We start from the raw sequence: 21,373 nt of genomic DNA on the forward strand, positions 1-21,373 counted from the left end.
GCGAGAGTGGCAGGTGTTGCGTAAAACTTGGCCGGAGAACGCGGCCGAAATCGCTTGGCGTGAAGTCGCTTTGCGTAGCGACAGCCGTCTCGCCCCGTCAGCCAGACGTGGCTGATCTGGATGCTTCCCGCCGAGCGAGCAGCCGTGGTGGTCGTCACCCCCTACGGCATCCGCGATCTCCGCATCGGCAATGAATTTCTGCCGTGGGAGTCGATCGCGGAGATTTCGGCTGAAGAATACCGCGGCCACGAGACGATCGTGCTGACGCCGTCGCCGGCATTGCGCCGCCAGCTGTGCGCCATTCCCTCCCTGGCCCGGGGCGCGCAGGATGGTCGCATCGTCATCCGCTCGGAGGGCCTGGCGACCGATTTTGATACATTGCTGCACGCCTGTCGCGACTGCCACGCTGCCAGCAGCGCGCACACCGCATTGCAGCAGGAAGATGAACGCGGCCCCCAAAGCTTCGCCGTACAAGTGTCATAAGTTCGCCGCGCCCGGATCGCTATGCTGCATTGCCGGATGGACACAGCCTCCGGGAATGCCCGGATGTTGCGACCAAGTGACATTTTCTGGAAATGAGCCAATATAGATAGAGATTCGCACAAATTACAGGCATGTGCCTGTTCGTAACTCATGGAGTGCCTACGTTGTGCGTTGCGTCGTGTTGGCACGCGGGTGTCCAATGATCGTCATGTGCTCACGCTGATTCGAAACGGCCTGAGGAACGGTCCGGTAACTGCTTTCGTTTCAGCTTGTAGCGGAACTCACGCGGAGAGGGATCATGTACAACGATTCTCTATTCAACGCTTTCGCTCGGTCGTTCGAGGCGAGAAGCCAGCACGACATGTCGATGGCTGAATATCTGGAATCGTGTCGAAGCGATCCCATGAAATACGCCAACGCGGCCGAGCGACTACTAGCAGCGATCGGCGATCCGCAGACGATTGACACGGCCAAGGACCCACGCCTTGGCCGTATTTTTTTGAACCGCACGATCCGCACCTATCCGGCCTTCGCCGGCTTCTATGGCATGGAAGAAACCATCGAGCGCATCGTCGGTTTCTTCCGCCACGCGGCGCAGGGTCTCGAAGAGCGCAAGCAGATCCTCTATTTGCTCGGCCCGGTCGGCGGCGGCAAATCCTCGCTCGCCGAGCGGCTCAAGTCGCTGATGGAAGTGCAGCCGATCTACGTGCTCAAAGCCGGCGACGAACTCTCGCCCGTCTTTGAAAGCCCGCTCAGCCTGTTCGATCCCGATAATCTCGGGCCGATGCTGGAAGAGAAGTACGGCATTCCGCGCCGGCGCCTCACTGGCCTGATGAGTCCGTGGTGCTACAAGCGGCTGGAAGCCTTCGGCGGCGACATTTCCCAGTTCCGGGTCGCAAAAATCCAGCCGTCGCGGCTGCGCCAGATCGCGGTCTCCAAGACCGAGCCGGGTGACGAGAACAACCAGGACATCTCCTCGCTGGTCGGCAAGGTCGACATCCGCAAGCTCGAGACCTACGCGCAGAACGATCCCGATGCCTACAGCTATTCCGGCGGCCTCAATCGCGCCAACCAGGGCATCCTTGAATTCGTCGAGATGTTCAAGGCGCCGATCAAGATGCTGCACCCGCTGCTCACCGCAACGCAGGAGGGCAACTACATTGGCACCGAGAATATCGGCGCGATCCCGTTCACCGGCGTCATTCTCGCGCACTCCAACGAGGCGGAGTGGGCGAGCTTCAAGGCCAACAAGAACAACGAAGCCTTCATCGACCGCATCTGCGTGATCAAGGTGCCGTATGTGCTGCGGGTCACCGAAGAGCAGAAGATCTACGAGAAGCTGATCCAGGGTTCGGAGCTGGCGTCTGCGCCGTGCGCGCCGTCGACACTGGAAACGATGGCTCGGTTCTCGGTGATGTCGCGCCTGCGCAAGCACGAGAATTCCACGCTGTTCGCCAAGATGCGGGTTTACGACGGCGAAAGCCTGAAGGAATCCGATCCCAAGGCACGAAGCGTCCAGGAATACCGGGATGCCGCCGGTGTCGACGAAGGCATGGACGGCGTGTCCACCCGCTTCGCCTTCAAGATCCTGGCTGCGACCTTCAACCACGATCCGCAGGAGGTCGCCGCCGATGCCGTGCACCTGATGTACGCGCTGGAACAGGCGATCCGCCGCGAGCAGCTGCCGGAGGAAACCGAGAAACGTTACCTGGAGTTCATCAAGGCGGAGTTGGCACCGCGCTATGCCGAGTTCATCGGCAACGAGATCCAGAAGGCTTATCTCGAATCCTACTCGGATTACGGCCAGAATCTGTTCGACCGCTATGTGGATTACGCCGATGCCTGGATCGAGGACCAGGATTTCAAGGATCCGGACACCGGCCAGTTGCTCGATCGCGAACTGTTGAACCAGGAGTTGACCAAGATCGAAAAGCCGGCCGGCATTGCCAATCCGAAGGATTTCCGCAACGAGGTGGTCAAGTTCTCGTTACGGGCCAGAGCACAGAATGCCGGCAAGAATCCGACCTGGACCTCCTACGAGAAGATTCGCGACGTGATCGAAAAGCGGATATTCTCCCAGGTCGAGGACCTGCTTCCGGTCATCTCCTTCGGGTCGAAGAAGGACGGCGAGACGGAGAAGAAGCACGGCGAGTTCGTCGCACGCATGGTGGAGCGCGGCTACACCGAGCGTCAGGTTCGCCGGCTCGTCGAATGGTACATGCGCGTGAAGCAGGCCGGTTGAGGCGGATGGAAAAGTGCCCATTCACATCATTGACAGGCGCCTGAATCCAGGCGGCAAGAGTCTTGAGAACCGGCAGCGGTTCTTGCGTCGGGCCAAATCCCTGGTGCAGGGCGCCGTCAAGAAGACCTCGCAGGAACGCGACATCAAGGACGTCCTGGAGGGTGGTGAGGTCACGATCCCGCTGGACGGGATGCACGAGCCGCGCTTCCGCCGCGAAGGCGGAACGCGCGACATGGTGCTGCCCGGGAACAAGAAGTTCATCGAGGGCGACTATCTGCAGCGCTCTGGCCAGGGCAGCGCCAAGGACTCTGGTCCCGGCGAAGGCGACAGCGAGGACGCGTTCCGCTTCGTCCTCAGCCGCGACGAATTCGTCGATCTCTTCCTCGACGACCTCGAGCTGCCGGATCTCGCCAAGCGCAAGATCGCGCAGACCGAGAGCGAGGGCATCCAGCGCGCCGGCTACACCACGTCGGGCTCGCCCGCCAACATTTCGGTCAGCCGGACTGTCCGGCTAGCTCTGGCGCGCCGCATCGCGCTCAAGCGTCCCCGCAAGGAGGAGATCGAGGAGCTGGAGGCGGCGATCGCCGCCTGCACCGACGAGGATGAACGGGTAGAGCTGGTCGCCGAGCTGGAAAGGCTGAAGGCGAAGTCCAAGCGCATTCCCTTCATCGATCCGCTCGACATCCGCTACCGCCGTTTCGAGACCGTGCCGAAGCCGGTCGCGCAGGCCGTGATGTTCTGCCTGATGGACGTCTCCGGCTCGATGTCCGAGCACATGAAGGACCTCGCCAAGCGCTTCTACATGCTGCTCTACGTCTTCCTGAAGCGCCGCTACAAGCATGTCGAGATCGTCTTCATCCGGCACACCGATCGCGCCGAGGAGGTGGACGAGCAGACCTTCTTCTACGGTCCCGCCTCGGGCGGCACGCTGGTCTCCAGCGCGCTGCAGGCGATGCACGAGATCGTGCGCGAGCGCTTCAATCCCGCGGACTGGAACATCTACGCCGCGCAAGCCTCCGACGGCGACAATTCCTATTCCGACGGCGAGCTCACGGGCCTGCTGCTGACCGACAAGATCCTGCCGGTCTGCCAGTTCTTCGCCTATCTCGAGGTCGGGGAATCCGGCGGCAGCGCCTTCGATCTCTCCGACTCCTCGCTCTGGACCCTCTATGAGCGCCTGCGCACCGGCGGCGCACCGCTCTCGATGCGCAAGGTCTCGGAGCGCAGCGAGATCTTTCCGGTGTTCCACGATTTGTTCCAGCGCCGCGAAACTGCCCAGGAGAAGACTGCTCCATGACGGAACGATTGTTCGAAGGCGCCGATTGGGATTTCCACACCTTGCAGCGCATCACCGATGCCTGCGAGGAGGTGGCGTTGAAGGATCTCGGGCTCGACGTCTATCCGAACCAGATCGAGGTCATCACCGCCGAGCAGATGCTGGACGCCTATTCGTCGGTCGGCATGCCCTTGTTCTACAAGCACTGGTCGTTCGGCAAGCACTTTGCGTTCCACGAGGCATCCTATCGCAAGGGCCTGATGGGGCTCGCCTATGAGATCGTGATCAACTCCTCGCCCTGCATCTCCTATCTGATGGAGGAGAACACGGCGACGATGCAGGCGCTGGTGATCGCGCACGCCGCCTTCGGCCACAACCATTTCTTCAAGAACAATTATCTGTTCAAGCAGTGGACCGATGCCGACGGCATCCTGGACTATCTCGACTTCGCCAAGAACTACGTCATGCAATGCGAGGATCGCTACGGCCGCGTCGAGGTCGAGCGCACGCTCGATGCCGCGCATGCGCTGATGTCGCATGGCATCGACCGTTATCCCGGCAAGAAGAAGCTCGATCTGCGCGCCGAGGAGAAGCGGGCAGGGCGCCGCCGCCAGCACGAGGAGGAGGTCTTCAACGATCTCTGGCGCACAGTCCCCAAGGGCGCGACCAAGAGCCGGTCCGCGCTCAGCATCGAGCGCCGCCGCAAGCTGCTCGGCCTGCCGCAGGAGAATTTGCTCTATTTCCTGGAGAAGAGCGCGCCGCGGCTGGCGCCCTGGCAGCGCGAGCTGCTGCGCATCGTCCGCCACATCGCGCAGTATTTCTATCCGCAGAGCCAGACCAAGGTGATGAACGAGGGGACGGCGACCTACGTCCACTATCGCATCATGACCAAGCTGCACGAGCAGGGGCGCATCAGCGACGGCAACTTCCTCGAATTCCTGGGATCGCACACCAACGTGGTGTTCCAGCCCGAATTCGACGATCCCCGCTTCTCCGGCTTCAATCCTTACGCGCTCGGCTTTGCCGTGATGCAGGACATCGAGCGCATCGTCACCAGGCCGGAAGACGAGGACCGCGAATGGTTCCCCGACATTGCCGGCAGGAACGATGTCATGGGCGTGCTGCGCGACGTCTGGGCCAATTACCGCGACGAGAGCTTCATCGGCCAGTTCCTGAGCCCCAGATTGATGCGGCACTTCCGCATGTTCCATCTGCACGACGATCCCGAGGAGCGCGCCGGCATCCGGGTCGATGCCATCCATGACGAGCGCGGCTTCCGCCGCGTCCGCCGCGAGCTGGCGCGGCAGCACGACGTCGGCTTCATCGACGCCAATATCGAGGTGGTCGACGTCGATCTCTCCGGCGACCGCCGCCTGATCCTGCATCACCACGTCATCAAGGGCTCGCAGCTCAACGAGACCGATGCCAAGCGCGTGTTGCAGCATCTCGCCGATCTCTGGACCTACGATGTCGCGCTGATCGAGGTCGACACCAACGACAAGGTCCTGCGCGAATACGTCGTGAGCCCGCGCCCGATTCCCGCCGCGGTGGCTTGAAGGCGGCACATGAGGCGATGAGGTATTGAGAGACTAGCGCTAGCCCTCGCCGTCACCCTGAGGTGCTTGTTCAGCGGCGCAAATGCGCCGTTGAACAAGCCTCGAAGGGCGACGGCCCGGGTGCATCGGCCGTGCACGCGCAGCAAACAAATCCGGTAGGACTTCAGTCCGATCGCTTGGCGGATTTGCCTTTGGCCTTTGACCCATTCAGCTCCACCGCCGCGCGGATCAGCGCCTTCAACGCCTTCCCGTCGACCCTTTCGCCCTCGCGAATATCGATCGCGCGGCGCAAATTGCCGTCGAGGCTGGAATTGAACAGGCCCGCGGGATCCTCCAGCGCGGCGCCCTTGGCGAAGGTCAGCTTCACCACGTCCTTGTAGGTCTCGCCGGTGCAGATGATGCCGTCGTGCTCCCACACGGGAACGCCGCGCCATTTCCACGCCTCGACGACGTCAGGATCGGCTTCCCTGATCAGGCCGCGGATTCGCGCCAGCATCTCGCCGCGCCAGTCGCCGAGCTCCTTGATCCGGCCGTCGATCAGCCTGGAGGGCGAGGCCCCGTCCGCCGCCTTCGCGCTGCTTTTCTTCGCCGCCGCCGCTTTCTTCACGACCTGGCCTCGCTGTGAGCACCGCTATGCCGGCCGAGATAAGGCAGCGCGAACAGATAGAGCCCGGTCGCGAGCAGCGGGATCAGCGGGACGAGCGCCAGGAAGCCGATCCAGGCGGCATCGAGCTGCATCGTCATGGCGACGATGTTCGCGATCACCGCGAGGGTGAAGGCGATGGACAGCCAGCGATGGATTTGTCGAATCCACATCTTCAACGGGACCTCCTCTGCAATGATCGAAATGGCTGCGCTCAATCCGGCCGCGCCAGGACTTCGTCCAGCCTGGCCAAAAACTGCTTCCAGCCGGCATGCGCGCCGCCAAAAGCCTGCTTCTGCGTCGGGCTGAAGCCCGCCTGCTCGACGCGCAGATGCGTGCCTGCGCCGGTCGGCGTCAGCGTGAAGGTCACCACGCTCTTGAGATCGAAGGCGGCATCCTCGTGCGAGAAATTCCAGGTGTAGGCGAGCGTCTTCTGCGGCTCGATGGTGAGCACCTCGCAGTCCAGCACGCCGCCCCATTCGCCGCGCAGGTTGAAGCGATGGCCGACGGTCGGCTTGAAGTCGTTCTTCATCAGCCATTCCTCGATCAGATGCGGCTGCGTCAGCGCGCGCCAGATCCGCTCGGCCGGAAAGGCAAATTCGCGCTCGATGACGACGGTGCGAGTCTCGGCAGGTTCGTTCATTGGTCCATCCTCTTCAGGAGATCGTCGAGGGCGTCGAGCCTCCTCTGCCAGAACCCGGCCATCTGGCCGGTCCAGTCGATCAGCGGATTGAGCGCACCGGGCCGCGCGCTGTAGTGGGTCTGGCGTCCTTCATGGCGGTCGCGCACCAGGCCGGCCTGCTTCAGGGCGCCGAGATGTTTTGAGACCGCCGGCTGGGACACTCCGGATCGCGCCGTCAGCGCCCCGACGGTCTGCTCCCCCTCGCGGCACAGCCGCTCGAAGATCGCCCGCCGCGTCGGATCGGCGAGGGTCCTGAACAGGAGATCGGGGGCGGCGGACATGGGTAATCCATAACCAGGGAGTTATGAATAAACTCATAACTGTGGAGTTATGGGTAAGTCAAGCGCAATGAGAGGATACGGCGGAAGCCGGCCTCGTAGCCCGGATGGAGCGAAGCGTAATCCGGGACCTTTCCCGCATTACTCTGCGCTCCATGCGGGCTACGATCGCTCCTCGCAAGGACGGGGGATGTGGCGGCGCCGCTGCCCCTACGGCCGCAAATACAGATACCCCTGCGACTGCAGCTCGGCGAGGCGCACCACGCCGCCTTTCTCCGCACTGACGAAGCCCGGCAGCAGCTCGCTCAGCGTGACGTTCTGCGCCTTCATCGTGTTGCCGCAGGCGGCGAGCTCGACGCCGTCCTTGGAGAAATCGCCGACGCGCTTGCTGACGTCGGGGTTGGCCTGCGCCGAGTGAAACGCCTTCAGCGCCGGGCCGTGGATCACCAGCGCGATCGTCACATGCTCGGGGCCGCCGACGCCGTCGATGTGGTTCTGGATGTTGCCGAGCACGAAATTGACCTTCTCGGCATCGCTGAGATGATAGACGACCTTCAGCTTGTTGCTCGCGCCGGCTTCGGTCGCGGCCTTCGCGCTGGAGGCGCCAAGCGCCGCGCCCAGGGCCGAGACGGCGCTCCATAAGATGTTCCGGCGGTTCATGGCGACCTCCCTAGCCTGACTTGCCGGACAGATATCATTTGTGGCGCAGCGCGGCGAGTTCCTTGCGGTCGGTCACCAGCGAAGCGCACTCGCTGGTATCGACACGGTCGAGCCGAAAGATCCTGTCGTCGGCGCCGCCCACCAGCGACTGTTCGGCGTCGTCATCGGGCTTGTTGTTCTGCCAGACCCTGACCCGTTCGAGCCGCACGATTGCCGACTTGTCGTCCTTTGACAGCGCCACGCCGATGCCGCCGCCTTCGCAGTCGACGCCGCAGCCGAGGCGGATTTCGGTGCCGTCCTTGGTGAACGCGGCGTGGTTACAGGAGCCGCTGGAATCGAAATCGCCGCTGCGATGGCGATACCTGAAGCCGAGGCGGAACGAGTTGTGGAGCTGCTTGTCCTCCTTGTCGACCTCCGCGGAGACCAGCAGCTTCATCGAGGCGACCTTCTGCTTCGGGTGGCGCGCCAGATGCTCGGCGTCGTAACGGCGGACGAAGCAGGCATAGGCCTTGTCGCCCGGCCTGCCCGCATACATACGCGCGTTGAAGCTGTCGGCCTCGGCCTTGGTGGCCTCCCGGATGTCGTCGGCCTCATCGGCATGGGCGGCGCCGGCCAGCGCAGCGAAAGTCAGGGCGGCAATGACAGGGAGCTTCATGACACGGCCTCGGGCGCGATAATTTCACCGCAGCACAACAGTGCTGCTGTCCGTTAGACGCGAGCGAGGTGCAGCGCGTTCAACCTCCGCACGTCGCTCGTGTGACCATCGTGCAGGCGATACGGGCCAACGGCCTCCGGCCGGGCCTTAGTCATCGCTGCGATCAGGAAGGTTCAATGGGTGTGACGGCCTTGAGTCTCCGGAACCCGACGCCGGCGATCGCTGCGACATTGTCTCGGTTCGTCAATGTGATAGCCTTCACAGACGAACGCCTCTGGCGGTCGTAGGCTGCGGTTGCCTCGCAAGTTTGTGGAGTCCCCCGCATGGGCGAAATTCGCAACTTCAGATCCGGAAATCAGGATGAGCCGCCGCCGCACAGCGGAATGCCTCGTCGTCTCGCCGCGATCATCGTCGGCGACATCGCCTCCTACAGCCGGTTGATGCAGGCCGACGAGGAAGGCACGCATGTTCGCGTCAAGCGGATCGAACGAGATCTCATTCAGCCCAGCATCATCGAGCACCATGGAAGCTTGGTGAAGACGACCGGCGACGGCTTCATCGCCATTTTCGACAGTCCCGTGGAGGCCGTTCGATGCAGCATCGTCATCCAGCAGAATCTCGTCGGCCGCAACGCCTCGGTTCCCAGGCATTCCCGGCTCGAATATCGGATTGGCGTCAATCTCGGCGACGTCATCGTGGAGCCGGACGACATCTATGGTGACGGCGTCAACATCGCCACGCGTATCGAGGGCATCGCGGAGCCGGGGCAGGTCTACATCTCCGGCGCGATCTACGAGCAGATCAAGCACAAGATCGTGTGCGGTTATGAGTCGCTCGGCGACCGCAAGGTCAAGAACATCACCGATCCCGTGCGGGTCTATCGCGTGCTGCCGGATGCAGATGCCGTCGGCAAGACGAGGAGCCAGCGCGAGAACGCGCTGATCTTTCTCCTGGCCATCACGCTGCTCGTCATTGCCGCCGGCGCACTCTGGTATTTGCTGGCACGGCCTCAGGGCAGGGTGGGCGAGCAGCTCGCAGCACCCGCCGCCTCTCCGGCGCCATCCCCCGTCCCGCAAGCTCCGCCGCGCGACGTGGCGACGCAGGCGCCGCAACCATCTCCCTCATTGGCTTCGGCGCCTTCATCGCCCGCGCCGGCGCCAAGCCCGTCCGCGACGCCGGTGCGCGAGCCCGAAATGATCGCCATTCGCGGCGGCAGCTTCGCGATGGGAAGCAACGACGATCCGACCGAGCGTCCCGTCCACCAGGTCACGATCAAGCCGTTCTCGATCGGAAAATATCCGGTGACGGTGCGGGAGTGGAACGAATGCGCGGCTGCGAACGCGTGTGGTTTCACCGCGACCGGCAAGGACGATGCACCGGTCAGCAATGTGAGCTGGACCGACGCGCAGCAATATGCCGTCTTTCTGTCGCAGGCGACGAAAAAGCAGTACCGGCTCCCGAGCGAGGCCGAATGGGAATACGCGGCTCGCGGCGGTACGCAAACAAAGTACTGGTGGGGCGACAAGCTGCAGCCGGGCATGGCCGGATGCAAGGATTGCGGCGACCTCGCGGCCGAGCAGCCGGCGAAGGTGGGCAGCTTCAAGCCCAATCCATTCGGACTCCACGATATGGGTGGCGGCGTCGACCAATGGGTCGAGGATTGCTGGCACAAGAATTATCAGGGTGCGCCGGTCGACGGCTCGGCATGGACCGGCGGCGACTGCTCATCGCACGTCCTGCGTTCGGGCTCCTGGAAGAACGATTCGAGATACGTTCGGCCGTCCAACCGCGATGGCTATGACACCAATGTCCGTTACCCCACGCATGGATTCCGTGTCGCGCTCAGTCCTTGAAGCTGGAGTAGGTTTGATGAAAATCATTCGCTGCGCCGCGCTGGCGGCGCTCGCATTGCTGCCGGGTGTTTTGCTGCCAAGTGTTTTGCTGCCAAGCGCTGCTTACTCTCAGGGCAAGACCGCTCCCAAAGACGCAAAGCTCTATTTCATCACCCCGCAGGAGGGGCAGAAGATCCGCGGTGGGTTCTGGGTCCGGTTCGGTCTGCGCAACATGGGCGTGACGCATGCTGGCGATGACTACCAGAACGCCGGTCATCATCATCTGCTGGTCGACGTCAACGAGCCCATCGATACCAAGGAACCGATCCCGCAGGACAAGTCCCATCTGCATTTCGGGGCAGGGCAAACCGAAACGTTTCTCGAGCTTCCGCCCGGCACGCACACGCTGCAACTGGTGCTGGGCGATGCGAAGCACTATCCCTTCGATCCGCCCGTCGCGTCCGAGAAGATCACCGTACGAGTGAGGCAGCCCGGTTCAGTACGGCGCCGTTGATCACCGCAGGCTGGCGTTGATCTTGTCCAGCCCCGCGCAAGGTTCCTGCCTTAACAGTTTAGAAGGAGGGGCGTTGGTAAACCCCTGGTTGTTGCAGATGACTGGTGGCGGTCGAAATGTCCATAAGTCAGAACTTGCCCAACCTTGCGATCGGCTATTCCGTGCTGCGGCTGCTGAAGATGCTGGCCGCGGGACTGTTCCTCACACTCTTGTTCGCCGCGATCGCATTCAACTGGTTGAATATCAAGACTCTCAACGCGTTCCAGATCACGGCCAGCTACGTTGGACTCGCGGTGTGCGGCTTTGCCACGATCAGAGTGCTCTGGAGGCTGGTCTCCACAAGGAAGCCGGTCCTCTTCATCACCCGCGTCGGTATTCGCGACACCCGCATCGCCGATGACACCATCTCCTGGAGATCCGTGCGGGACATATCGGTTTGGCAGTATCGCAGTCAGATGATTGTGATCCTCAAGCTCGACCCGCTTGTCGCCGACCGCTTCGACGTCGGCCTTCTGAAGCGCATTGTATCGATGATGAACAAAGCGGTCGGCGCGGAGGGAGTGCTCGTCAATCCCGGCGGCCTGACCATGGATGGCGAAACGCTGCTCGAGACTTGCAAGCAGTACTGGAAGGCCGGCCGTTTGGCATATACGGCCCACCCCAAGACCGAACCCGAACCTGTCCATTAGATCCCGCTGAACCGGTGTCGGCCCCGGTCTCTGGATCACCTCTCCCCGATGGGGAGAGGTAACAACACGGCGCGTCACCGCAGGCTGGCGTTGATCTTGTCCAGGACCGCCGAGCCCGGGCAGAGCGTGTCCGCTTCCAGCGTGTTCACGGGCGTGTCAACAGCGAAACTGGCGCTACCTCGGCGAGCAAGATGCTTTCTGTTAACGATTTCCGAGAAGGATGCGCACGTCAGCATCGCTGCGTTCTTTCGCTTTTTCGGACCTCAACCATGGCGTCAAATCTAGAACTGCCCACGATCGAGATTGGATATTCACCGCTCCGATTGGTTGGCTTGATCGGAGCGGGCGTCCTCATGACGGTCGCGAGCGCAAGTCTGGCGTTTCAATGGATAGCAATTGGCGGATCGGGACCGGCGGGGACCTTGAGGGGCGCCGTCGGGGTCGTCGCAGGCTATGTTGGTTTGGCTTTCTTCGGCCTGGGCACCGTTGCGGCGGTCTGGCTGTGGAGGCGAGTAGAGGGACCCATTGTCGTTATCAGCCGAGACGGTATTCGCGACAGACGAATTGCCGAAGAAGTCATTCCATGGAAGCTGGTGGAAGACATTTCGCACCAGAACCGTGAGCGATTTCTGCTGCTCAGACTCAGTCGGGCCGCCGACTATATTCGGTTCCACATCGGGCCGAAGCGCCACCCCATCCAACTCACCAACAGGACACTTGGTGTGGACAAGGTGCAGATTGGGACGGCCGGCTTCAATGTGACGACAGAAATGCTTCTGGAAACCTGCCGCACCTACCATGCTGCTGCGCGCGCCACATGACGATTCGGTTGCCTGCTAGCGCAGGCTGGCGTTGATCTTGTCCAGCACCGCCGAGCCCGGGCAGAGCGTGTCCGCTTCCAGCGTGTTGAGCGGGGTCTCGACCGTGTTGAGATGCTCGTGCAGGTCGTCTGCGTCGGGGTCGACATAGAGCAGGCCGGTGACGATCTGTCCCTTGGCGGCGTGCCTCGCGAGGAAGGTCTGGGCCCCTAACCGGTCATGCGGATCGTAGTCGGCGTCGATCTTGCGCAACGCGATCTTGCTGCCGTCATGCTGCTCGACCACCTGCACCGTGCCCGGCGCGTAGTCGACCGCGATCGGATCGCGGCCGACCAGCACGTCGAGCCGGTTCACGGCGTCATTGTGCTCGCGGACATAATCGAAGCTCTTGGTCGAGCCGGCGTGGTTGTTGAAGGCGATGCAGGGGCTGATGACGTCGATGAAGGACGCGCCCTTGTGGCCGATCGCGGCCGCGATCAGCGGTACCAGCTGGCTCTTGTCGCCGGAGAACGAGCGCGCCACGAAGGTCGCGCCCAGCTGCAGCGCGATCGCGGCGAGATCGATGGCGTTGTCGGTGTTGGTGACGCCCTTCTTGCTCTTCGAGCCGCGGTCGGCGGTGGCCGAGAACTGGCCCTTGGTCAGGCCGTAGACGCCGTTGTTCTCGACGATATAGGTCATGTTGACGCCGCGCCGGATCGAATGCGCGAACTGGCCGAAGCCGATCGAGGCGGAATCGCCGTCGCCGGAGACGCCGAGATAGATCAGATCGCGGTTGGCGAGATTGGCGCCCGTGAGCACGCTGGGCATGCGGCCGTGCACGGAATTGAAGCCGTGCGAGTTGCCGAGGAAATAGTCCGGCGTCTTCGACGAGCAGCCGATGCCGGAGATCTTTGCCACCCGATGCGGCTCGATCGAGAGCTCGTAGCAGGCTTCGATGATCGAGGCCGTGATCGAATCGTGGCCGCAGCCCGCGCACAGCGTCGAGATCTTGCCCTCGTAGTCGCGATGGGTGTAGCCGAGCTCGTTCTTCTTCAGGCCCGGATGATGGAATTTCGGTTTTGCAATGTAGGTCATGAGAGCACCTGAAGCTTCCGCGGCGTCATGGCCGGGCTTGTCCCGGCCATCCACGTCTTGGCCAGGAAGAAGAAAGGCGTGGATGCCCGCGCATAGGCGAGCGGAAGCGACGCCGTCCTTCGGACGGCTATGCGCGGGCATGACGGCGGTGAGAACAACGCGTAGGTCATGACACGGCCTTGCGGAGCGGGGTCACCTTGAGGTGATCCTGGTGGTCGCCAATGGCTTTTGCGATGAAACGGGCGGTGATCGGCGTGCCGTCGTAATGCACGATCGGCACGAGGCGGACGGGGTCGATGCCGTTCTCGTTGACGATGAGCTGGCGCAGCTGGCTGTCGCGGTTCTGCTCGACGACGTAGACGAAATCGTGCTCGGCGAGGAAGCTCGCGACGCTGGAGTGGAACGGGAAGGCGCGGATGCGCAGCCGGTCGAGCTGATGCCCTCGCGCCTCCAACAGGCCGATCGCCTCGTCCATCGCCGGCGAGGTCGAGCCGAAATAGATCACGCCATATTTGGTCGGCCGTTCCGCATTGGCCTGCAGCGGCCGCGGCACCAGATCCTGCGCGGTCTCGAACTTGCGCACCAGGCGCTGCATGTTGTCGGCGTAGACGGTGCCTTCCTCGGAATAGCGCGCATAGCGGTCGCGCGACGTGCCGCGGGTGAAATAGGAACCCTTGGTCGGATGCGTGCCGGGATAGGTGCGGTAGGGAATGCCGTCGCCGTCGACGTCGAGATAGCGGCCGAAGTCGCGGCCCTCCTCCAGCATCTCCGCGGTCATGATCTTGCCGCGGTCATATTGCCGGGCGTCGTCCCACTTCAGCGGACGGCAGAGCCGGTGGTTCATGCCGATGTCGAGGTCGAGCATCAGGAAGATCGTGGTCTGCAGCCGCTCGGCGAGATCGAACGCGGCAGCCGCGAACTCGAACGCCTCGGCCGGATCTTCCGGGAACAGCAGCACATGCTTGGTGTCGCCATGGGAAGCATAGGCGCAGGCGATGATGTCGCATTGCTGGGTGCGGGTCGGCATGCCCGTGGAGGGGCCGGCGCGCTGGATGTTCATGATCACCGCCGGAATCTCGGCGAAATAGGACAGGCCGATGAACTCCGTCATCAGCGAGATGCCGGGACCGGAGGTCGCGGTGAAAGCACGCGCGCCGTTCCAGGAGGCACCGATGACGATGCCAATCGAGGCCAGCTCGTCCTCGCCCTGCACGATGGCGTATTTCGCTTTGCCGGTCTCCGGATCGTGCCGGTACTTCTTGCAATGGGCGGTGAAGGCCTCCGCCACCGACGAGGACGGCGTAATCGGATACCAGGCGCACACGGTGGCGCCGCCATAGACCGCGCCGAGCGCGGCGGCACTGTTGCCCTCGATGAAGATGCGGTCGCCGACCTTGTCGGACTTCTTTACCTTCAGCCCGATCGGGCATTTCAGGTTCTGCAGCGCCCAGTCGCGGCCGAGATGCAGCGCATGAACGTTGGAGGAGAGCAGCTTCTCCTTGCCCTTGTACTGCTCGCCGATCAGCTGCTCGATCAGCTTCGGGTCCATGTCGAGCAGCGCGCTGAGGCTACCCAGATAGATGATGTTCTTGAACAGCTGGCGCTGGCGCGGATCGGTATAGGTCGAGTTGGTGATCGCGGTCAGCGGCACGCCGATCACGGTGATGTCGTCGCGGAATTTTGTCGACGGCATCGGCTTGGTGGAATCGTAGAACAGATAGCCGCCGGGCTCGATGCCGGCGACGTCCTTGTCCCAGGTCTGCGGGTTCATCGCCACCATCATGTCGACGCCGCCACGCGCGCCGAGATGGCCGGCCTCCGTCACCCGCACCTCGTACCAGGTCGGCAGGCCCTGGATGTTGGAGGGGAAGATGTTGCGTGGCGACACCGGCACGCCATGGCGCAGGATCGCGCGCGCGAACATCTCGTTGGCGCTGGCCGAGCCGGAGCCGTTGACGTTGGCGAAGCGGACGACGAAGTCGTTTACGCTGCTGATCGGCTTTTTGTCGGGCATGTCGAACCTGCGTGGGTCATATCGATGAAATATTTCTGCATGTCCCAGGCTCCGGTGGGACAGCGCTCGGCGCACAGCCCGCAATGCAGGCAGACATCCTCGTCCTTCACCATCACGCGCCCGGTCTTGAGATCCGAGGAGACGTAGAGGTCCTGGTCCGGATGCAGTGAAGGCGCCTTCAGGCGCTGGCGCAAATCGCTTTCCTCGCCGTTGCCCGTGAAGGTGATGCAATCCATCGGGCAGATATCGGCGCAGGCATCGCATTCGATGCAGAGCGAGGTCGAGAACACGGTCTGGACGTCGCAGTTCAGGCAGCGCTCGGCTTCGCCCAGTGCGAGCTTGACGTCGTAGCCCAGCTCGACCTCGGCGCGGATGTCCTTCAGCGCGATGACCTTGTCGCGATGCGGCACCTTGAAGCGCTTGTCGTTGGAGATGTCGTTGTCATAGCTCCATTCGTGGATGCCCATCTTCTGCGAGGAGATTTGCACCTCCGGCAGCGGGCGCTCGGTGATATCCTCGCCCGACAGCATCTTGTGGATCGACAGCGCGGCGTCATGGCCGTGCGCGACCGCCCAGATGATGTTCTTCGGCCCGAAGGCGGCGTCGCCGCCGAAGAACACCTTCGGGTTGGTCGAGACGAAGGTCTTCGGATCGACCTTTGGCATGTGCCATTTGTCGAACTCGATGCCGCAATCCTGCTCGATCCAGGGGAAGGCGTTCTCCTGGCCGACCGCGACCAGCACGTCGTCGCAGGTGATCGTCTCGTCCGGTTCGCCCGATGGCACCAGGTTGCGCCGGCCCTTGGCGTCGTATTCGGCTTTCACCTTCTGGAAGGTGACGCCGATCAGCTTGCCGGCGACATGCTTGAAAGCCACCGGGACCATGTAGTTGAGGATCGGGATGTCCTCGTGGAGCGCGTCCTCCTTCTCCCAGGGCGAGGCCTTCATCTCCTCGAAGCCGGAGCGGACGACCACCTTGACGGTCTCGCCGCCGAGCCGGCGCGCGGTACGGCAGCAATCCATCGCGGTGTTGCCGCCGCCGAGCACGATGACGCGCTTTCCGATCTTGTCGACATGGCCGAACGACACATTGGCCAGCCACTCGATGCCGATATGGATGTTGGCGGCGGCCTCTTTCCGGCCGGGAATGTCGAGCTCGCGGCCGCGCGGCGCGCCGGAGCCGACGAAGATCGCATCGTATTTCTCCGCCAGCAGCGACTTCATGCTCTCGATGCGATGGCCGCCCTTGAAGTCGACGCCGAGACCCAGGATGTAGCCGGTCTCCTCGTCGATCACGGAATTGGGCAGGCGGAATTTCGGGATCTGCGAGCGCATCATGCCGCCGGCTTCGGGATCGCCGTCGAACACGGTGCAATGGTAACCGAGCGGCGCGAGATCGCGCGCCACCGTCAACGACGCCGGCCCGCCGCCGACCAGCGCAACGCGCTTGCCGTTCTTCGGCGAGGGGCGTGGCAGACGCTGCCTGATGTCGTCCTTGAAGTCGGCGGCGACGCGCTTGAGGCGGCAGATCGCCACCGGATTGTCCTCGACGCGTCCGCGGCGGCATGCCGGCTCGCAGGGACGGTCGCAGGTGCGCCCCAGGATTCCGGGAAACACGTTCGATTTCCAATTGATCATGTAGGCGTCGCTGTAGCGGCCTTGCGCGATCAGTCGGATGTATTCGGGAACCGGGGTGTGCGCAGGACAGGCCCACTGGCAATCGACCACTTTGTGAAAGTAGTCGGGGGCCGCGATATCGGTCGGTTTCATTCCTACCCTGTCCGCGCAGGCTCAAAGACCCCGCGGCCTTTTCTTGAGCTTGGCGGACGCTTAATGCGTCTCGATCCGGTTTCTGAATGACGTCATTGGGTTAGCTTATTAGAACCGTTCCGAAGTACAACGGCAAATTTGCGCGCTTACCCTCTTTCATGGGAGCTACGCGCGCACAGCATTCACGCCGGCACGCGATGCGCGTGCGGTGCAGCATGCTGCGATGCGACTGCTGGTTCAGCCGCGCGCGATGTCGCTCTTCGCGAGGTCCCACATCAGGCAATAGGTACCGACGGAGATGGGAAGCGGGAAGGGCGCAGCGGCCGGGCCGGTGAAGCGCTCGACGATGACGGCGGAGACCGCGCCGACATGTGTGCCGTCGATCAGCACGAACCAGTCGCGCGCGCCCTCGTTGCGTGCCGCCGGTATCTCCGCCGTCGCGCCCGACAATTCGGGCTCGCTTTCGAGCAGATGCATCGAGGCGATGCCGTCGCGCTGGTCCGGCGTCAGTCTGTCTTGCAGTGCATCACGCCAGGACGCGGCATTGTCGGGCGTCGGCCGCAGCCGTACCACGCCGAGCGCAGCCCCGCGTCCGGTGCCCTTGCTGATGGTGATGCGTGCGACGACGCGCAGCATGTCCTTGAAGCGTGCCATGGTTTGCCGCGACCAGTCGGTCGGGGTCGCGAGCCGCGTCTTGTAGGCGGGACTGTCGAGCACCTCTAGCGTCGCGGTCGAATACAGGCACAGATATTTGGGATTTGCCGCATGCGCGACGTAGCGCCGCGCTTCGAGAAATCCGTCGATCGCGACACGCTCTTCCAGATGCTCGCGATCGTACCAGCGATTGAAATCGGCTTCGTCTGAAACGTCGATGTTCATCGACGTCAGCAGCATGCCTTTCCCGGCGAGCGGCATTTTCTTGTTGTCCTTTTCTCGCGCGTCAGCGCACGGCCTTCGACGCGAGGTCCGCAATCGACTTCATGACCGCGTCCCTCACGCCGCCATCATAGAGCGAATGTCCGGCCTCTTCCACGATGCGAAGCTCGGAACCGGGCCAGACTTTCGCAAGGGCCTGGGATGTCGCGGGAGGGCACAACAGGTCGTAGCGCCCCTGCACGATAATGCCGGGAATGCCCTCGAGCCGGCCCGCGTTTCGCAGCAGCTGGTCCTCGGCCATGAAGCTGTCGTTGACGAAATAATGCGCTTCCATGAACGGGGTCGCCGGCAATGTGCGCCAGACGTTCAGCGCGGCGAGGTCGAGCCGCGTCCTTGCGGGCTTGTGCTCGGACAAGGTGCGCTCGGTGTCGTGCCAGGCCCGCACGACAGGGCCGTGCACGGCAGGGTCAGCATCGAGGATGCGGCGCCAATAGGCATCGACCGGCCGGTCGCGCTCCTCGGGCGGCAGCACGCTGAGGAAATCCTCGTAAAGCGCGGGATGGAACTGCGACAGGCGCGAGGTGAAGGCCGTCTCGACCTCGGCCCGCGTGCCGAGAAACGTCGCGCGTAGCGCGATGCCCGAGACGCGCTCGGGATGCGCTTCCGCATAAGCCAGCGCCAGCGTCGCGCCCCAGGAGCCGCCGACCACGATCCAGCGCGGGATGCCGAACCTTTCGCGGATCTTCTCCATGTCCGCGATCAGGTGCGCCGTGGTGTTGTGCTCGCGCGATCCCTTGGGACGGCTGCGGCCGCAGCCGCGCTGGTCGAACAGCACGGCGCAGAAACGGTCGGGATCGAACAGCCGGCGATGGTCGGGCTGGCAGCCGCTGCCGGGACCGCCATGCAGATAGATCGCAGGGATTCCGTCGGCACGGCCGATGCTCTCGACATAGAGCTCGTGGCCGTCGCCGACGTCGAGCATGTCGGAGGTCAGCGGCGCAAAGGGGGCGGCGCGTCTGCTGGATGCGGCCGCGTCCGCGTCAGGCGTCATTCTCGGGTTCCAGGGTGCCGCCGGCGAAGTTGCGGTAGAGGAAACGGTTGGTCTCGCCCTCGGCCTCGCGCTCGGCCTGCTTGAAGATGGTCTCGTGCAGCGGCGACAGCGCGCAGGCCGGATCGGTATTGGCGGCATCGCCGGTCAGCGCGAAGGCCTGGCAGCGGCAGCCGCCGAAATCGATCTCGCGGAACTCGCAAGACTTGCACGGCTCCTTCATCCAGCCGGTGCCGCGATAGCGGTTGAAGGCCTCCGAGTTCTGCCAGATCCAGGCGATCGAATGGTTGGAGCGCACCGATTCGAACGCGAGCCCGGTGATGCTCTCGGCGGCATGGCACGGCAGCACCTTGCCGGCAGGCGAGATGTTGAAGAACTGCCGGCCCCAGCCGCCCATGCACTTCTTCGGCCGCAGCGCGTAATAGTCCGGCACGACATAGTCGATGGTCAGCCGGCCCTTCAGCCGCTCGCGCGCCTCCTCGACGAGGCGGGTGCATTCGTCGAGCTGCGCCACGGTCGGCATCAAGGCGGCGCGGTTCTTCAGCGCCCAGCCGTAATATTGCACATTGGCGACCTCGAGCCGGTCGGCGTCGAGATCGAGCGCCATCTGGATGATATCAGGGAGCTGGTGCAGGTTCTGCCGGTGCATCACCGCGTTCACGGTGAGCGGCAGGTCGATCTCGCGCGTCCATTTCGCGACTTCGAGCTTCTTGCGATGAGCGTTCCTGTAGCCCGCGACGCGATCGGCAAGGCCTTCCTCGATGCCCTGGAAGCTGATCTGCACGTGGCAGAGCCCGGCGTCGGCGAGATCGCTGAGCTTCTCGCGCGTCAGCAGCACGGCCGAGGTGATCAGGTTGGTGTAGAGGCCGGCGTCGCTGGCATGCTTGACCAGCTCGACGAGGTCCTTGCGCGCCGTCGGCTCGCCGCCGGAGAAGTGCACCTGGAGCACGCCGATCTCGGCGAGCTCGCCCAACACCTTCTTCCACTCGTCCGTGGTCAGCTCCTTGCCGGAGCGGTCGAGCTCGACGGGATTGGAGCAATAGGGGCACTGCAGCGGACAGCGATGGGTGATCTCGAGCAGCACGGCGAGCGGAATGCCGAACGTCTCCGCCGTCGAGCGCTGCTTCTCCAGCACCGCGAGGCTGTCGCTGGTCTCGGGCGGGATGTTGCCGAGCACGTCGCTCATGACGTCTTCTCCCGGGCCTCGGTCAGAAAGCCCTTGTCGGCGAGATCCTGGAGCATGACGATGACGTCGGCCAGGATCGCCTCGCGCGGTGCGGCGTATTTCGCCGCCAATTGATCGGCGACCACGCCGACATTGCGCTCACCGTTGCAGAGCTGCAAGACCTCGACCGCGATCTCATCGGGTGCCAGCACCCGTTCCGGCGCCAGGATCACCCAGACCTTGCGGGTCTCGTCGTATTTCAGCTTGGCATGCCGCGGCAGCACGGGGCGGCTTGCCTCGCTGACGCTGATGTTCCGCGGCCCGGCCATCGATCCTCCTCTTAACTCGCTTTGGGCACGAACGCCCCCGGCGGAATATGGCCCTCGACATAGGCGTGCTGGAGCGCATCCAGCTGCACCCACAGCACGTTGGTCTTGAAGATCAGCGCGTTGCAGACCTGCGCGCGCTGCTCCGGCGTCGTGGCGTGCGTCTTGACATAATGAAGCGCGAAATTGGCATCGCGCGGCGCCTGGGTGAGGCGGCGCTTGAAGTAGCTCATGATGTCGGGGTTGACGAAATCATAATGCTGCAGCATGCCGGCAATGCGCTCTTCGTGGATGCTCGGCGCGAACAGCTCGGTGAGCGAGGAGGCGATCGCCTCCAGCGGGCTCTTCTCGCGGCAATAATGCACATAGGCTTCCACGGCGAAGCGCGTCGCCGGCAGGATGCCCTCGGTCGATTCCACGTAAGCCGTATCGAGCCCGAGCCCTTCGGTCAGCTTGAGCCAGCGCTCGATGCCGCCTTCACTGCCGACGTCGCCGTCATGGTCCTCGATGCGATGGCGCCATTCCAGGCGCGTGGCGCGGTCGCGGAAGCGCGAGATCACCACCGCGTCCTTGATCGGGATCGTGCTCTGGTAATAGTAGCGGTTGAGCGCCCAGGCCTGCACCTGGCCCTTGTTCAGCTTGCCGCCATGCAGCAGCTTATGGAACGGATGCAGGCTGTGATAGCGCGTCGCCCCGATATGGCGCAGCGTTGCCTCCAGCTCCTCGGCCGAGTTGAGCCTCAAGTCCTTGCCGATCGAGAGCGCGGTCATTCC

The 21,373-nt window shown here is 63.3% G+C and carries 21 protein-coding genes and 1 pseudogene; 8 read left to right on the forward strand and 14 right to left on the reverse strand.

Annotated elements, in window-relative coordinates:
* Positions 1-111: 111 nt before the first annotated feature.
* From JQ566_RS27215 to JQ566_RS27230, 4 genes and pseudogenes are all read left to right on the forward strand, one after another.
* Positions 112-483 (forward strand): annotated as a pseudogene (locus JQ566_RS27215) (hypothetical protein); the annotation flags it as partial.
* A gap of 298 nt (positions 484-781) precedes the next feature.
* Positions 782-2,725 carry a PrkA family serine protein kinase gene (locus tag JQ566_RS27220; protein WP_212378124.1) on the forward strand — a complete coding sequence of 648 codons (1,944 nt, stop codon included), beginning with the start codon at positions 782-784 and terminating at the stop codon, positions 2,723-2,725.
* Positions 2,726-2,744: 19 nt separating this feature from the next.
* Positions 2,745-4,022 carry a YeaH/YhbH family protein gene (locus tag JQ566_RS27225; protein WP_212378237.1) on the forward strand — a complete coding sequence of 426 codons (1,278 nt, stop codon included), beginning with the start codon at positions 2,745-2,747 and terminating at the stop codon, positions 4,020-4,022.
* Positions 4,019-5,557 (forward strand): SpoVR family protein, encoded by a 1,539-nt coding sequence (locus JQ566_RS27230; protein ID WP_212378126.1) that lies wholly within the window; start codon positions 4,019-4,021, stop codon positions 5,555-5,557. Before JQ566_RS27225 ends, JQ566_RS27230 begins: the two co-directional genes overlap by 4 nt.
* A 163-nt stretch (positions 5,558-5,720) precedes the next feature.
* Here the strand turns inward: JQ566_RS27230 and JQ566_RS27235 are convergent, their stop codons facing one another.
* The 6 genes from JQ566_RS27235 to JQ566_RS27260 all read right to left on the reverse strand — a co-directional run bounded on the left by JQ566_RS27235 (position 5,721) and on the right by JQ566_RS27260 (position 8,475).
* On the reverse strand, positions 5,721-6,164 hold the full coding sequence (locus JQ566_RS27235; protein WP_212378128.1) for a DUF1801 domain-containing protein: 444 nt from the start codon (positions 6,162-6,164) through the stop codon (positions 5,721-5,723).
* Positions 6,161-6,373 (reverse strand): hypothetical protein, encoded by a 213-nt coding sequence (locus JQ566_RS27240; protein WP_212378130.1) that lies wholly within the window; start codon positions 6,371-6,373, stop codon positions 6,161-6,163. Before JQ566_RS27240 ends, JQ566_RS27235 begins: the two co-directional genes overlap by 4 nt.
* A 41-nt stretch (positions 6,374-6,414) precedes the next feature.
* Positions 6,415-6,843, reverse strand: coding sequence for an SRPBCC family protein (locus JQ566_RS27245; protein WP_212378132.1), 429 nt, complete (start codon positions 6,841-6,843; stop codon positions 6,415-6,417).
* Positions 6,840-7,163 (reverse strand): ArsR/SmtB family transcription factor, encoded by a 324-nt coding sequence (locus JQ566_RS27250; RefSeq protein ID WP_212378134.1) that lies wholly within the window; start codon positions 7,161-7,163, stop codon positions 6,840-6,842. Before JQ566_RS27250 ends, JQ566_RS27245 begins: the two co-directional genes overlap by 4 nt.
* A gap of 207 nt (positions 7,164-7,370) precedes the next feature.
* Positions 7,371-7,820: a DsrE family protein gene (locus JQ566_RS27255; RefSeq protein WP_212378136.1), complete on the reverse strand. Its 450-nt coding sequence runs from the start codon at positions 7,818-7,820 to the stop codon at positions 7,371-7,373.
* A 34-nt stretch (positions 7,821-7,854) separates the two neighbouring features.
* Positions 7,855-8,475: a hypothetical protein gene (locus JQ566_RS27260; RefSeq protein WP_212378138.1), complete on the reverse strand. Its 621-nt coding sequence runs from the start codon at positions 8,473-8,475 to the stop codon at positions 7,855-7,857.
* 323 nt (positions 8,476-8,798) lie between these two features.
* Between JQ566_RS27260 and JQ566_RS27265 the strand changes: the two genes are divergently transcribed.
* The 4 genes from JQ566_RS27265 to JQ566_RS27280 all read left to right on the forward strand — a co-directional run bounded on the left by JQ566_RS27265 (position 8,799) and on the right by JQ566_RS27280 (position 12,331).
* On the forward strand, positions 8,799-10,328 hold the full coding sequence (locus tag JQ566_RS27265; RefSeq protein ID WP_212378140.1) for an SUMF1/EgtB/PvdO family nonheme iron enzyme: 1,530 nt from the start codon (positions 8,799-8,801) through the stop codon (positions 10,326-10,328).
* Between the two features lie 16 nt (positions 10,329-10,344).
* Positions 10,345-10,821 (forward strand): DUF4399 domain-containing protein, encoded by a 477-nt coding sequence (locus tag JQ566_RS27270; protein WP_212378142.1) that lies wholly within the window; start codon positions 10,345-10,347, stop codon positions 10,819-10,821.
* Between the two features lie 104 nt (positions 10,822-10,925).
* Positions 10,926-11,510, forward strand: a complete 585-nt coding sequence (locus JQ566_RS27275) for an STM3941 family protein (RefSeq protein WP_349643360.1) — start codon at positions 10,926-10,928, stop codon at positions 11,508-11,510.
* A 269-nt stretch (positions 11,511-11,779) separates the two neighbouring features.
* Positions 11,780-12,331, forward strand: coding sequence for an STM3941 family protein (locus tag JQ566_RS27280; protein WP_283814380.1), 552 nt, complete (start codon positions 11,780-11,782; stop codon positions 12,329-12,331).
* 15 nt (positions 12,332-12,346) lie between these two features.
* On the opposite strand, the gene JQ566_RS27285 is transcribed toward JQ566_RS27280, so the two are convergent.
* The 8 genes from JQ566_RS27285 to pqqC form a co-directional block, all read right to left on the reverse strand.
* Positions 12,347-13,402 (reverse strand): 2-oxoacid:ferredoxin oxidoreductase subunit beta, encoded by a 1,056-nt coding sequence (locus JQ566_RS27285; protein WP_212378146.1) that lies wholly within the window; start codon positions 13,400-13,402, stop codon positions 12,347-12,349.
* A gap of 166 nt (positions 13,403-13,568) precedes the next feature.
* Positions 13,569-15,416 (reverse strand): 2-oxoacid:acceptor oxidoreductase subunit alpha, encoded by a 1,848-nt coding sequence (locus JQ566_RS27290; RefSeq protein ID WP_212378147.1) that lies wholly within the window; start codon positions 15,414-15,416, stop codon positions 13,569-13,571.
* Positions 15,386-17,185: an FAD-dependent oxidoreductase gene (locus JQ566_RS27295; RefSeq protein WP_212378149.1), complete on the reverse strand. Its 1,800-nt coding sequence runs from the start codon at positions 17,183-17,185 to the stop codon at positions 15,386-15,388. The genes JQ566_RS27290 and JQ566_RS27295 overlap by 31 nt, the downstream gene beginning before the upstream one ends.
* Before the next feature lie 237 nt (positions 17,186-17,422).
* Positions 17,423-18,100, reverse strand: a complete 678-nt coding sequence (locus JQ566_RS27300) for a DUF4286 family protein (protein ID WP_212378151.1) — start codon at positions 18,098-18,100, stop codon at positions 17,423-17,425.
* Between the two features lie 25 nt (positions 18,101-18,125).
* The gene (gene pip, locus JQ566_RS27305; RefSeq protein WP_212378153.1) at positions 18,126-19,112 is read right to left on the reverse strand and encodes a prolyl aminopeptidase; all 987 of its coding nucleotides are present in this window, start codon (positions 19,110-19,112) and stop codon (positions 18,126-18,128) included.
* Positions 19,102-20,295: a pyrroloquinoline quinone biosynthesis protein PqqE gene (gene pqqE, locus JQ566_RS27310; protein WP_212378155.1), complete on the reverse strand. Its 1,194-nt coding sequence runs from the start codon at positions 20,293-20,295 to the stop codon at positions 19,102-19,104. The genes pip and pqqE overlap by 11 nt, the downstream gene beginning before the upstream one ends.
* Positions 20,292-20,603 carry a pyrroloquinoline quinone biosynthesis peptide chaperone PqqD gene (pqqD, locus tag JQ566_RS27315; protein ID WP_212378157.1) on the reverse strand — a complete coding sequence of 104 codons (312 nt, stop codon included), beginning with the start codon at positions 20,601-20,603 and terminating at the stop codon, positions 20,292-20,294. The genes pqqE and pqqD overlap by 4 nt, the downstream gene beginning before the upstream one ends.
* An 11-nt stretch (positions 20,604-20,614) precedes the next feature.
* Positions 20,615-21,370, reverse strand: a complete 756-nt coding sequence (gene pqqC, locus JQ566_RS27320; RefSeq protein WP_249139850.1) for a pyrroloquinoline-quinone synthase PqqC — start codon at positions 21,368-21,370, stop codon at positions 20,615-20,617.
* Positions 21,371-21,373: the final 3 nt, after the last annotated feature.

The organism is Bradyrhizobium sp. SZCCT0231, from assembly GCF_018130245.1.
Classification (GTDB): Bacteria; Pseudomonadota; Alphaproteobacteria; order Rhizobiales; family Xanthobacteraceae; genus Bradyrhizobium; species Bradyrhizobium japonicum_F.

Coding starts and splice junctions, on each gene's coding strand:
- JQ566_RS27220 (WP_212378124.1), top strand. CDS start 782: ATGTACAACGATTCTCTATTCAACGCTTTCGCTCGGTCGTTCGAGGCG.
- JQ566_RS27230 (WP_212378126.1), top strand. CDS start 4,019: ATGACGGAACGATTGTTCGAAGGCGCCGATTGGGATTTCCACACCTTG.
- JQ566_RS27240 (WP_212378130.1), bottom strand. CDS start 6,373: ATGTGGATTCGACAAATCCATCGCTGGCTGTCCATCGCCTTCACCCTC.
- JQ566_RS27245 (WP_212378132.1), bottom strand. CDS start 6,843: ATGAACGAACCTGCCGAGACTCGCACCGTCGTCATCGAGCGCGAATTT.
- JQ566_RS27250 (WP_212378134.1), bottom strand. CDS start 7,163: ATGTCCGCCGCCCCCGATCTCCTGTTCAGGACCCTCGCCGATCCGACG.
- JQ566_RS27255 (WP_212378136.1), bottom strand. CDS start 7,820: ATGAACCGCCGGAACATCTTATGGAGCGCCGTCTCGGCCCTGGGCGCG.
- JQ566_RS27260 (WP_212378138.1), bottom strand. CDS start 8,475: ATGAAGCTCCCTGTCATTGCCGCCCTGACTTTCGCTGCGCTGGCCGGC.
- JQ566_RS27265 (WP_212378140.1), top strand. CDS start 8,799: ATGGGCGAAATTCGCAACTTCAGATCCGGAAATCAGGATGAGCCGCCG.
- JQ566_RS27270 (WP_212378142.1), top strand. CDS start 10,345: ATGAAAATCATTCGCTGCGCCGCGCTGGCGGCGCTCGCATTGCTGCCG.
- JQ566_RS27280 (WP_283814380.1), top strand. CDS start 11,780: ATGGCGTCAAATCTAGAACTGCCCACGATCGAGATTGGATATTCACCG.
- JQ566_RS27285 (WP_212378146.1), bottom strand. CDS start 13,402: ATGACCTACATTGCAAAACCGAAATTCCATCATCCGGGCCTGAAGAAG.
- JQ566_RS27290 (WP_212378147.1), bottom strand. CDS start 15,416: ATGCCCGACAAAAAGCCGATCAGCAGCGTAAACGACTTCGTCGTCCGC.
- JQ566_RS27295 (WP_212378149.1), bottom strand. CDS start 17,185: ATGAAACCGACCGATATCGCGGCCCCCGACTACTTTCACAAAGTGGTC.
- JQ566_RS27300 (WP_212378151.1), bottom strand. CDS start 18,100: ATGCCGCTCGCCGGGAAAGGCATGCTGCTGACGTCGATGAACATCGAC.
- pip (WP_212378153.1), bottom strand. CDS start 19,112: ATGACGCCTGACGCGGACGCGGCCGCATCCAGCAGACGCGCCGCCCCC.
- pqqE (WP_212378155.1), bottom strand. CDS start 20,295: ATGAGCGACGTGCTCGGCAACATCCCGCCCGAGACCAGCGACAGCCTC.
- pqqD (WP_212378157.1), bottom strand. CDS start 20,603: ATGGCCGGGCCGCGGAACATCAGCGTCAGCGAGGCAAGCCGCCCCGTG.
- pqqC (WP_249139850.1), bottom strand. CDS start 21,370: ATGACCGCGCTCTCGATCGGCAAGGACTTGAGGCTCAACTCGGCCGAG.